The organism is Chryseobacterium sp. (assembly GCF_041914225.1).
In the GTDB taxonomy this organism is placed as follows: domain Bacteria; phylum Bacteroidota; class Bacteroidia; order Flavobacteriales; family Weeksellaceae; genus Chryseobacterium.
Map to the genome: position 1 here is coordinate 65,316 of NZ_JAYSDT010000011.1, position 12,911 is coordinate 78,226.

Consider the following 12,911-nt stretch of genomic DNA (forward strand, 5'->3'; position numbering starts at 1 on the left):
ATTTTTTTAGAAATCAATTTTCACCCCTACTGTATACATTCTTGGGTTAGGATATACACTTAAATTAGATCCTGTAATTGGTTCAGGGTCGAAACCTCTCCATTTTGTCCACGTATAAAGGTTTTCCCCTTGTACATATATTCTAAGCCCAGTAATTGGCAGGTTCTGTAACTGCTCTTTTCTTAGCTGGTATCCTATGGTTACGGATCTTATTTTTAAGAAAGAAGCATCTTTGATAAAATAATCAGAATCTGCAGTATACCCCCAGTTGGTAGCTCTTAAGCTTGGAGTGTCAGAATTTGAATTTTGAGGAGTCCATGCGTTAAGTAAGTCTGTTGACATATTTGACGATCCAACCGCACTAGATCCTAATCCTTCAGGATTGGCCAACCAGTAAAGTGCATTATCAAATTTCTTAACCCCTTGTTGGAATGTAAATAATCCATCAAAGAAGAACCCTTTATAATTTGTTTCGAAACCAAAACTTCCTGCATATTTAGGAATAGGACTCACATCAAGGAATTGTGCATCTTCGACTTTCGGAGCTTCAGTAACTCCTCCGTCTTTGGTATAGAATAATAAGTTACCATTACTTTTATTAACTCCAGCATATTTATAAACATACCACTCACTTAGAGTATGACCAGCCATATTAACTGTTGAGCCCGGTTCAGGATCTCCGAAAATTGTATAGTCATTAACTTTATTATTGTTATAAGAACCGTTAGCAAATATACTTAAAGTAAGATCACTCGTTTTTATAACATTATAACGTAACCCAAGTTCAATACCTTTATTTGTCATAGCCCCGTTGTTACCTGCAATAGTATAAGAACCAGACACACCTGAAACTGGTATTGTACTGAATAGATTGGTTGTTTTCTTCTGGTACACATCAAGAGTACCTTCTAATTTATTATTAAGTAGTGTGAAATCTAGACCAATGTTTGCCTGAGCCACATCCTCCCATTGTACTAATGGATTTCCATAAGCAAACCCAAAACCAATAGCATTACCATATCCGATAGGAGAAGTATACAAATCTCTAACAACTTGGCTAGCCGTTAATAGTGGGTTTGAACCAGGAGTAGCTGCAACAATATTTTGATTACCATTTGTACCATAAGATGCTCTTAACTTAAGAGTATTGAATGTAGATCCTTCCATGAAGCTCTCCTTATCAATATTCCATCTACCTGCTACTGACCAATAAGTCGCCCATCTGTTTTCTCCAACAAATCGGTAGGATGCATCTCTTCTCAATGTACCACTTAAACCAAATCTTCCAGCATAATCGTAGTTAACAGTTCCAAAAACAGCTACAGTTCCTGCTGTAACTCTTGAAGCACTTACTGAAGGAATGTAAGGTGATGTTGCTGAGTTGTCAAACGGAATATATCCTGTACCCGACCCAGGCACATAAGTTCTTGGATCTAATCCATTCTGCCTTCTTGTAGTAGATCTGTAATACACTTTATTATATTCCATATTTACGGAAGCATCTACAGAGTGTTCATCTAATTTCCCACTATATAATGCAGAAATTACGTTGTTAATAGTCAAATCTCTTGTTGTTGACTGATCTTCAAAACCTGTATATTTATTTGCGCCTTGTGTTGCTAAAGCCAAATATGCCCAAGGAGCTCTACCAGAGATTCGATCACTTTGTCTATAATCAATACCTAGTTTATTACTAAGGGTAAAATTCTTATTAATATTATAAGACGCTCCTAAGTTTGCACCGATGGATACCTGATCTACAAAGTTTGGAAGATTTCCTCTTGTTAATAGATTTTGTAGTACATAGATGTTGTTACCATTATTGAAATTAGTTCCAATACTATTAAACAATTGCTGTCCGTTAGCATATTTAGTAGGGGACAAATATGGTAGCCCCTGAAGAACTCCTAAAAGTGGGTTTTGTACGGAGTTATTTCTGATACCAGTGTTTGTTTCTTCTAACAATTCGTTTCTTCTAGAGAAAGCAAGAGCAATCTGCGAGTTAACATTTAACTTACTATCTTTAGATTTAGCCTGAATGTTTGATCTAACTGTGAATCTTTTGAAATCTGTAGTTGGCACAGCACCCCCTTGCTCCATGTAGCCAAATGAATTATAGGAAGATACATTCGCCCCACCTGTAGAAAGTGCGACATCGTGAGACTGGAACATCTCCGGCTTAAAGAAGTAGTTTTTCCAATCCGTATTAATTCCTTGTGCTAAAGCATCTTTAGCTTTAATATATTCTGAGTTAGTATCAGAAAAACCATATAGTTTCATAATCCCCATATACTGTTCAGTATTAGCAAGATTATATTTATCAAGTGGTCTTAGAGACATCCCCGTCATCCCTGTATAGGAAAGCTTAAATCCACTGTTATATTTACCCCTTTTTGTTCTGATAACTACAACTCCGTTAGCACCACGGTTACCGTATACAGCAGTTGCTGCTGCATCCTTCAAAATGGTTGTTGACTCGATATCATTAGGGTTCAGGTTTCTGTATTCCGAAGCGTTAGATGGAATATCATCAATAACGATTAAGGCATCTGTGTTACCATTAATAGAACTCGTCCCACGAATCAATAAGCTAAACTTAGCAGAACCCGGGCTACCAGAACCTCCGTTCATAATCACCCCTGGAGCAGATCCCTGTAAAGAAGTTAACATATTGACATTTGGCCTGTTCTCGAAGAATACTTCCCCAACAGTATTAGAAGCTACAGTTGACTTCGGTTTCGTAATACTTTTTGAGTATCCTAGCAAAACCACTTCATCAATTGATGTTTCTTTTTTTACCGTGTCTTTTTTCTTAGTTGTTGTCTGCTGCTGCGCAATAACCATTCCTCCAAAGAAAAATAGCGCCCCAGCACTCAATACACGTAATTTAACATTCATATTAACAAATTTTAATATATTTAATGGGCAAATATGTTAATAAATATTAACATTCACAAATTAAACCACTGTTTAAACAGTGGTTTTTTTTAATATTTTATTTATAAATCACGTAAATAGAATGAGATTCAATAATAATAGCTGGCTTTTATTTAATAAAAAATAATTTTTAAGCTAACCATTTTAAATTTAACAAATTATTGATAATTCAAAAATAATTATTTAGAATAGTTATAAATTACAAGAGGCTGGAAAATAAAAAAACCACTTTATAAAAAAGTGGTTTTCACATATTTAGGATATATTTATTTCAGTTTTTTCTTAACCGCTACTTCCTCGTATACTTCAAGAATATCTCCGATTTCGATATCATTATAACCTTTCAGGTTCAGACCACATTCGTAGCCTTTTGTGACTTCTTTAACATCATCCTTGAAACGCTTCAAGCTTTCAAGTTCTCCGTCAAATTTCACAATACCGTCTCTTAGCAAACGTACTTTAGACTGTCTTGTTACTTTTCCGGTAAGAACCATACAACCTGCAATTGTTCCTACTTTAGAAATCTTGAATACCTCACGGATTTCAACGTTACCGATCACCTGCTCCTGAATTTCCGGAGAAAGCATTCCTTCCATTGCTTCTTTTACCTCATCAATTGCTTTATAGATGACAGAATACGTTCTGATTTCAATTTCCTCACGATCCGCGAGCTCTTTTGCATTAGCACCTGCTCTTACATTAAATCCAATAATAATTGCATCTGATGCTGCTGCCAAGTTGATATCAGATTCAGTGATCTGACCTACACCTGAGTGAAGAATTTTAACACTGATTTCTTCTGTTGATAATCTTTGTAACTGATCAGAAAGCGCTTCTACAGAACCATCCACGTCTCCTTTCAGGATAATATTCAATTCTTTGAATTCTCCTAAAGCAATACGTCTACCCAATTCTTCAAGCGTCGTATGCTTCTTGGTTCTGATTGATAGTTCTCTTTGTAACTGTTCTCTCTTATTGGCAATAGCTTTACCTTCACTTTCATCAGCATATACACGGAATTTATCACCTGCAGTAGGCGCTCCGTCCAAACCTAAGATTGTTGCAGGAATTGACGGTCCCGCTTCTTTAAGATTTTTCCCTCTTTCATCAAGCAAAGCTTTTACTTTACCATGGTTTTTACCTGCTACCACATAGTCTCCAACTCTTAAAGTTCCGGACTGTACCAACATTGTTGCCACATAACCTCTCCCTTTATCTAAAGATGCTTCAATAACAACTCCATTTGCAGAACGGTCAGGATTAGCTTTTAACTCAAGCATTTCAGCCTGTAATAAAACCTTCTCCAATAACACATCTACATTATTACCGAATTTAGCTGAAATCTCTTGCGCCTGAACGTTTCCACCCCATTCTTCTACAAGAACCGGAGGATTCAAACCAGAAAGCTGCTGACGGATGTTATCAGGGTTTGCATTAGGCTTATCAACCTTATTGATCGCAATAATCATTGGAACCTGTGCAGCCTGTGCGTGAGCAATAGCTTCTTTCGTCTGCGGCATCACATCATCATCGGCAGCAATTACGATAATTGCAATATCCGTAATCTGCGCTCCTCTCGCTCTCATCGCTGTAAAGGCTTCGTGACCAGGAGTATCTAAGAAAGTAATTCTCTGACCATTCTCCAATTTCACGTTATAGGCACCAATGTGCTGAGTAATTCCACCGGACTCACCAGCAATTACGTTTGTTTTTCTAATGTAATCCAGTAATGAAGTCTTACCGTGGTCAACGTGTCCCATTACAGTAACTACAGGAGCTCTTGACACAAGGCTTTCCTCCGTATCCACTTCATCTTCCGAATCTGTATCTTCAAGATCAGCATCTGAGAATTCGATTTTATATCCAAACTCATCTGCTACCAATAATAAGGTATCAGCTTCAAGTCTTTGGTTCATAGTAACCATTACCCCTAATGAGAAACAAGCAGAGATTACTTCAGTTGGAGAAACGTTCATCAAACTTGCCAATTCACCTACTGTGATGAATTCTGTTACTTTAAGAGTTCTGTCTTGTGCTTCAAGCTCCTGCTGACGCTCATCCTGCTCTCTACGGAAAGTTCTTTTGTCTTTTCTGTGTTTTGCAGATTTAGATTTCCCTCCTTTATTGGTAAGTTTTTCTAATGTTTCCTTGATCTGATTCTTAACTTGCTCATCAGTCAGTTCAACCGGCATAACTCTTTGTCCGGGTCTGTTGTTCTGGCCTCCTTTTTTGAAGCCACCACCTTGACCTTGACGGTTTCCACCACCCTGGTTATTTCCAAAACGGTTTCCACCCTGGCCTCCCTGACCTTGAGGGCGATTTCCTTGTCCGCCCTGACCCTGACGGTTTCCACCTTGTCCACCGTTACTATGCTGACGGTTTCCCTGGCCCTGGCCACCCTGGTTGTTATTTCCTGAGTTTTGATTATTCCCCTGACCTTGTTGGTTATTCTGGCCACCAGGTTTTTCAATCCTCTTTCTTTTCTTTTTTGCTCCCGCACCCGGTTTTGGTGCAAACTGAGTTAAGTCTATCTTTTCCCCAACGATCTTAGGACCATCAAGCTTCTGATAAACTGTTTCAATTTTCTGTGGTTCCTGAGATTCAGACTCAGTCTCTACTTTTGGAGTTTCCACTTTTTTCTCCTCTGCAATCACTGGTTTTGGAGTTTCTTTTACCGGTTCTGCCGGCTTAACTTCTTCTTTTTTCTCCTCCATTTTTGGTTTGTCTTTTTTCACAGGTCTGTTTCTAGATTCTATTTGAGACAAATCAATTTTATCCAAAACCTTAAATTCCTGCTTTTCAGGCGCTGCTTTAACTTCCGGCTGTTCTTCTTTCACGATTTCTTCTTTCTTTTCTTCAACCGGTGTCGCAACAGGAGCCACAGGAGCTTCTTCAACTTCAGGCTTTTTAGTTTCTAAGTCTATTTTACCTAAAATTCTAGTTTCTGGTTTATTTGCTTTAGCTCTTATCACTTCAGGGGTTTTCTTTTCTTCAATTTCCAGCTTTTCTTCCGGAACTTTAGTGATCACCACCTCATGGGAAGCCTTTCTTTGTTCGCCGTCTTTAGCAAACTCAGCTTCCAATGCAGAATATGCCGCTTCTTCCAATTGAGCGTTAGGATTGCTTTCAACCTCGAAACCCTTTGACTGTAAAAATTCTACTAATCTGGACATCGAAATGTTGAATTCCTTAACCGCTTTATTTAATCTAATTTTTGGCATTTATATTATTTACTGTTTTTTAATTTTTAAAATTAAAGTATTTCCTTTTTACTGTTTATTAAAATTTATTTAAATCTTAATCTTCAAATTCTTCTCTCAGAATACGTTTAACCTCTTCGATCGTTTCTTCTTCAAGGTCTACCATATTTAAAAGACTCTCAGTTTCTTTATCCAATACTGATTTTGCAGTTGTAAGTCCTACTTTCTTAAACTCATCCAAAATCCACTGCTCGATATCATCGTTAAATTCTTTCAATTCAACATCATCATCCTCGCTGGACTCTCTGTATACATCAATCTCATATCCTGTCAACCAAGAAGCCAGTCTGATATTCTGACCTTGTTTTCCGATAACTTTAGAAATTTCCTCAACCGGAGTATACACCAACGCATAGTTGGTCTCCTCATTGATTTCAATTTTGTTAATGGTAACGTTTCCTAATGCTCTCTTCACCAAGATCTCAGGGTTTTTAGACCACTGAATAACATCGATGTTTTCATTTCTCAACTCTCTTACAACGCCATGAATTCTGGATCCTTTTACTCCAACACAAGCTCCTACCGGATCAATTCTATCGTCATAAGCATCTACTGCAATCTTCGCCTTTTCACCAGGAATTCTTACTACCTTTTTCAGGATAATTGTACCGTCCTGGATCTCAGGAATTTCCAGCTCTAATAACTTCTCAAGGAATTTAGGTGCAGTTCTGGAAATAATAATCTGCGGTTTAGAACCTTTAAAATCTACTGTCTCAACAATAGCTCTGATATTCTCACCCTTTTTAAAGAAATCGGATGGGATCTGGTTTTCTTTCGGTAAAATAAATTCATTTCCTTCATCATCCAGCAAAATCACGTGCTTATGACGGATATGGTGGATTTCTCCTACAACTATTTCACCAATTTTATCTCTGAACTGTTCGTACAGCATTGCATTATTATGCTCCTGAAGTTTTGTAGCCAGAATCTGCTTCAGGGTAAGAATATTTCTTCTTCCCAACTGCGCAACAGGAATTTCCATTGTAAAGTCTTCGCCTACTTCGAAGGTAGGGTCTATCTTTTTCGCTTCAGAAATTTCAATTTCCAGATCATCATCTTCAGACATTTCGTCCTCTACAATTGTTTTATTTAAAAATATCTGAAAATCTCCTTTATCCGGGTTTACAATCACATCAAAATGGTCATCTGAATCAAATCTCTTTCTTAAAAGAGTTTTCAGTGAATCTTCAATAATTGCCATAAGATCAATCTTACTGATCCCTTTTTCGTCTTTAAAATCACCAAAGGATTCAATCAACGCTATATTATCCATCTATTCTTTTTTCTTTTTAAAATTTAATTACTACTAATGCTTTTTTGATTTCAGAGTAAGGAATCTCTTTTTCCTCCTCTACATCTACTTTTCCTTTTCCGATATCTTTCGGCTTACGGTAACGCAAAACAAGTGTGATTTTCTCATCATCTACTTTTGACAATTCCCCTTCAATTTTAGAAGAATCCTCCAGCATCACCTCAATCTCTCTTCCAATGTTTTTACTGAACTGTCTCGGTGTGGATAATGGCTCACTCAGTCCGGCAGACATCACCTGAAGGCTGAAGTCATGTTCTGCACGATCCATATTGAATTCTATCGCACGGCTTGCATCAAGGCAATCCTGCAAAGAAACTCCGTTATCACCATCTAAAATCACTGTAATATCATCCCCTGCAGAAATTTTAAGATCAATAAGAAACAGATCTTTTCTGGTCTCAAGGAATTCATTTAATAATTCTTCAATTCTTTTTCTAAACTCCATATATTTTTATTTTGATTTACAGTACGAAAAAAGGCTTTCTTCCGAAGCCTTCCCATTTTTTCCGTAAATCCATTGCAAATATAAGCTTTTTTTCTAAAAATGCAAAATTATCTTAAGTATCAAGCAAATAGCGCCCGATTCATTTACCATAAATTAAAAGAATATGTCACAGGATTTTATTACTTTTGTCTTTAGAATTTTAAAACAAACATTTTGAATATAACGATTGTAGGAACAGGTTATGTAGGATTAGTTACAGGAACTACTCTGGCAGAACTTGGCAATTCAGTATACTGTGTTGATATTGATGAAAAAAAAGTAGAAGGTATGAAAAACGGCATTGTTCCCATCTATGAGCCGAACCTTGAAGAAATGTTTCTGAGAAACATCCAGTCTGAAAGATTATTTTTCACTACCGATCTTAAAGAAGCTTTAGACAAAAGCGAAGTTATTTATCTGGCATTGCCTACTCCTCCGGGAGAAGACGGATCTGCAGATCTGTCTTATGTACTTAAGGTAGCCCAGGATATTGGCGAACTGATGACTGAATATAAAGTCATTGTCAATAAAAGTACCGTTCCTGTAGGAACTGCGGAAAGAGTAAGAGAGACGATCTCCTCCAGAACAGATATCCCTTTCGATGTGGTATCAAATCCTGAATTTTTAAGAGAAGGCTTTGCTGTTGAAGACTCTATGAATCCCTCGAGAGTGGTTGTAGGTGCCAGCTCAGAAAGGGCCAAAGATATCATGTCTAAAATCTACCAACCTTTTACCAATACAGGGATTCCCATTATCTTTATGGATGAAAAATCCTCGGAGCTTACCAAATATGCAGCGAATTCATTTCTGGCAGTAAAAATTACCTTTATGAACGAAATTGCGAACTATTGTGAAAAAGTAGGTGCAGACGTAGATAAGGTAAGACTGGGAATAGGTAGCGACGACAGGATCGGGCACAGATTCTTATTCCCGGGTATCGGATATGGCGGAAGCTGTTTTCCTAAAGATGTAAAAGCCCTTATAAAATCAGGAAAGCAGGAAGATTTTAATTTCCAGATCCTGGAAGCTACAGAAAAGGTAAATACAACCCAGAAGGTAATCTTGGTTTCTGAAATTGAAAAATATTTCGGAGGAAATATTGAAGGAAAGAAAATTGCCATGTGGGGACTTGCCTTCAAAGCCAATACAGATGACATCAGAGAGGCTTCCTCTTTAGACAATATCGCTCTTTTGTTAGAGAAAGGTGCAGAAATTATAGCTTATGATGCTGTTGCTGAAAATAATGTTCAGAAGCTTTTAGGCAGCAAAATCAGATATGCCAAAGGAATGTATGACGCACTGGAGGATGTAGATGCCTTGTTTATTGCTACTGAATGGCCGGAATTCAAAAATCCTAATTTTGAACTTATGGCTAAAAAAATGAAAAACAAAGTCATTTTTGACGGCAGAAATATGTATCCACTGGAAATCCCTGAGCAAAACGGATTTCATTATAAAAGTATAGGAAGAAAGACCATCACAAAATAAATCAATGAAAAATATTATCATTACAGGAGGTGCCGGATTCATCGGCTCCCACGTTGTAAGAGAATTTGTAAAAAACAATCCGGACACTACGATCATCAATCTTGATGCTCTCACCTACGCCGGAAATCTGGAAAACTTAAAGGATATTGAAAATGAACCTAATTATGTTTTCGAAAAAGCAGACATCACAAAACCGGAAGAACTCAGAAAGGTTTTTGAAAAATATAACCCGGATGCTGTTGTACATTTAGCTGCAGAAAGCCATGTAGACAGAAGTATTACAGATCCGATGGCATTTATCAATACCAATGTGAACGGAACCACCAATCTTCTGAACCTGTGTAAAGAATTCTGGACATTAAATCCTGATCATACCCATGGCAGATTCCCGGATGAAAAAAGAACAAACCTTTTTTACCATATTTCAACGGATGAAGTATATGGAAGCTTAGGCGAAACAGGATTCTTTCTGGAAACAACACCATACGACCCTCAATCTCCATATTCAGCCTCAAAAGCAGCTTCCGACCATTTGGTAAGAGCTTATGGAAATACATATGGAATGCCATTTATCGTATCCAACTGCTCCAATAACTACGGACCTAATCATTTTCCGGAAAAACTGATTCCGCTTTGCATTTCGAATATCATCAATGAAAAAACGCTTCCAATTTATGGCGACGGAAAGTATACCAGAGACTGGTTATTTGTCATTGACCATGCCAGAGCGATTCATCAGATCTTTAAAGAAGCAAGAACCGGAGAAACATATAATATCGGAGGCTTTAATGAGTGGCAGAATATTGACCTTGTAAGAGAGCTGATCAGGCAAATGGACGCTAAACTGGAAAGACCGGAAGGCTATTCTGAAAAACTGATTACTTTTGTTAAGGACAGACCAGGTCATGATAAACGTTACGCCATTGATGCCACAAAACTGAATAAAGATCTGGGCTGGAAACCATCCGTGACTTTTGAAGAAGGATTAGGAAAAACGATTGACTGGTATCTGGAAAATAAGGAATGGCTGGAGCATGTAACGAGTGGAGATTATCAGAAATATTACGAGACTCAATATAATTAATCATGAAGCTGGTTTTTCTATTGCTATTTGTCATATCTTCTCTTTTTAATGCTCAGGCACTCCCTCCGCCTCCGGCAATGGCAAACTCTTCACAGCAAAAGCTTATTGATGAGTTTATAGAAGTTTCCCATTATAAGGAAGCATTGATTAATTATGCAAAAGATTATCTGGAACTGAAAATGTTTGATTACAGTGTGGATCCGCCCAAAGAACTGATCACAAAGGAACAGGCAAGATCTATTATCAACCGTTTTAATTTTGATGAGTTTAAAATTTCATTATACAGCTCATTCTCTTTTATTCCGGAAAAAAACTTAAAAGAACTTATACAATTTCATAAAGGCATAGGAGGAAAATTATCCAAAGATAATTCGGTATTCCTCATAACTCCCACCATAGATTTAAATATTAAAAATCAAATGGATTATGCCATAGAAAACATACAAAAATAAAAGATGAAAGGAATAATATTAGCCGGAGGATCCGGAACAAGACTCTACCCTCTAACGATCGCAGTAAGTAAACAGCTGATGCCGGTTTACGACAAACCCATGATCTATTATCCGCTTTCCACATTGCTTTTGGCAGGAATAAAGGATATTCTGATCATCACTACCCCGCATGACCAGGAAGGCTTCATCAAACTTCTGGGCGACGGTTCCCAAATCGGCTGTAATATAGAATACGTTGTACAGCCGAGCCCGGATGGTTTAGCACAGGCATTTATCTTAGGCGACAGATTTATCGGCAGTGATTCTGCTGCACTGGTACTGGGTGATAATATTTTTTACGGTTCGGAAATGGGAACTTTACTGAAAAACAAAACCAACCCGGACGGTGGTGTTGTTTTTGCCTATCATGTAGCTGATCCTGAAAGATATGGTGTCGTGGAATTCGACAAAGATCTGAAAGCTGTTTCTATTGAAGAAAAGCCTTTAAGCCCTAAGTCAAATTACGCAGTACCCGGACTTTATTTTTATGACAACAATGTGGTCGAAATCGCTAAAAACATCAAGCCTTCTGCAAGAGGTGAACTGGAAATTACCGATATCAACAATGTTTATTTAAAGAATGGAAAACTTGAGGTGGCTGTTCTTGACAGGGGGACCGCATGGCTGGATACAGGAACTTTTGACTCTCTTCACGATGCTTCAGAGTTTGTAAGCGTTATTGAAAAAAGACAAGGATTTAAAATAGGCTGTATCGAAGAAATTGCGTTCAGAAATAGATTCATTAATGAAGAAAAACTGCTTGAAACGGCTACCAAATATGGTAAAAGCGGATACGGTGAATACCTGAAACAACTTATCGGAAAATAATCAATATAATTTATAAAAATCACAGACTATTGGCGTTATGGCCAATAGTTTTTGTTCATACCGCCAAATATCAATATATTAGTTGTTGATTTTTAGTTTTATTGACTATGAAAATTCATAAACTAAGCGAGACGGTAAGAATTAATTATTATAAATTTGCAAAAACTTACACAGATGAATGAACCACAACAGAAGTGGACAGAAACGATTGATGCAGATCATTCGTTATTTGACTTGAAGCTAAAAGAAGTCTGGCGATACAAAGATCTTGTTTACATGTTTGTAAAAAGAGATTTTGTATCCAGCTTTAAGCAGACTATTTTAGGGCCAATCTGGTTTTTTATCAATCCCATCTTAACAACCATAGTATATCTGGTTATTTTTGGAAGAATTGCCAAATTACCTACAGACGGTGCACCGCCACTTCTTTTTTATCTGGCTGGTGTTACTCTTTGGAATTACTTTTCAGCCTCATTACTGGCTACCTCCTCTACATTTACCGGAAATGCCGGAATCTTCGGAAAGGTGTATTTCCCGAGGCTGGTGACTCCGTTATCCATTGTCATTTCCAATCTGATGAGGTTTGGGGTTCAGTTTCTTTTATTTATCCTTGCATGGGCATATTATCTGAGTGAAGGAAAAGTTCATCCTAACATATGGATCCTTGCAACACCCTTTCTGATAATCCTTATGGCCCTATTTGCCTTAGGATTGGGTATGATTTTTTCTGCTCTTACAACAAAATATAAAGATCTGGCAATGCTGCTGGGGTTTGGAGTAAGCTTATATATGTATGCAACACCGGTGATATATCCTATTTCCTCATTACCGGGATTCTTTAAGAAACTTGCTCTATATAATCCTTTAACAGGTATTTTTGAATGTTTTAAATATGCATGGTTAGGTGTTGGTGATTTCTCTCCTCTCATGCTAGGTATGAGCTCTGTTATCATACTCATCATCATGGCAATAGGAGTTGTTATTTTCAACAAAGTTGAAAAAACGTTTATGGATACAGTGTAATTAT

At 37.4% G+C, this 12,911-nt stretch carries 9 protein-coding genes; 5 read left to right on the forward strand and 4 right to left on the reverse strand.

What is annotated here, in order from left to right; all coding sequences use genetic code 11:
* Positions 1-6: 6 nt before the first annotated feature.
* The 4 genes from ACE3RB_RS07380 to rimP form a co-directional block, all read right to left on the reverse strand.
* Positions 7-2,898: a SusC/RagA family TonB-linked outer membrane protein gene (locus ACE3RB_RS07380; protein WP_374463635.1), complete on the reverse strand. Its 2,892-nt coding sequence runs from the start codon at positions 2,896-2,898 to the stop codon at positions 7-9.
* Positions 2,899-3,203: 305 nt separating this feature from the next.
* Positions 3,204-6,158: a translation initiation factor IF-2 gene (gene infB, locus ACE3RB_RS07385; protein ID WP_374463636.1), complete on the reverse strand. Its 2,955-nt coding sequence runs from the start codon at positions 6,156-6,158 to the stop codon at positions 3,204-3,206.
* 76 nt (positions 6,159-6,234) lie between these two features.
* Positions 6,235-7,470 (reverse strand): transcription termination factor NusA, encoded by a 1,236-nt coding sequence (gene nusA, locus ACE3RB_RS07390; RefSeq protein ID WP_002982960.1) that lies wholly within the window; start codon positions 7,468-7,470, stop codon positions 6,235-6,237.
* A gap of 16 nt (positions 7,471-7,486) precedes the next feature.
* Entirely contained in the window at positions 7,487-7,954 is a 468-nt protein-coding gene (rimP, locus tag ACE3RB_RS07395) for a ribosome assembly cofactor RimP (protein ID WP_374463637.1), read from the reverse strand.
* 213 nt (positions 7,955-8,167) lie between these two features.
* On the opposite strand from rimP, the gene ACE3RB_RS07400 reads away from it, so the two are divergent.
* The 5 genes from ACE3RB_RS07400 to ACE3RB_RS07420 all read left to right on the forward strand — a co-directional run bounded on the left by ACE3RB_RS07400 (position 8,168) and on the right by ACE3RB_RS07420 (position 12,907).
* Positions 8,168-9,481 (forward strand): UDP-glucose/GDP-mannose dehydrogenase family protein, encoded by a 1,314-nt coding sequence (locus ACE3RB_RS07400; RefSeq protein ID WP_374463638.1) that lies wholly within the window; start codon positions 8,168-8,170, stop codon positions 9,479-9,481.
* Between the two features lie 4 nt (positions 9,482-9,485).
* The gene (gene rfbB, locus ACE3RB_RS07405; RefSeq protein ID WP_374463639.1) at positions 9,486-10,565 is read left to right on the forward strand and encodes a dTDP-glucose 4,6-dehydratase; all 1,080 of its coding nucleotides are present in this window, start codon (positions 9,486-9,488) and stop codon (positions 10,563-10,565) included.
* A 2-nt stretch (positions 10,566-10,567) separates the two neighbouring features.
* Positions 10,568-11,017 (forward strand): hypothetical protein, encoded by a 450-nt coding sequence (locus tag ACE3RB_RS07410; protein WP_374463640.1) that lies wholly within the window; start codon positions 10,568-10,570, stop codon positions 11,015-11,017.
* A 3-nt stretch (positions 11,018-11,020) separates the two neighbouring features.
* Positions 11,021-11,884, forward strand: coding sequence for a glucose-1-phosphate thymidylyltransferase RfbA (gene rfbA / locus ACE3RB_RS07415; protein WP_374463641.1), 864 nt, complete (start codon positions 11,021-11,023; stop codon positions 11,882-11,884).
* 174 nt (positions 11,885-12,058) lie between these two features.
* Positions 12,059-12,907: an ABC transporter permease gene (locus ACE3RB_RS07420; protein ID WP_374463642.1), complete on the forward strand. Its 849-nt coding sequence runs from the start codon at positions 12,059-12,061 to the stop codon at positions 12,905-12,907.
* Positions 12,908-12,911: the final 4 nt, after the last annotated feature.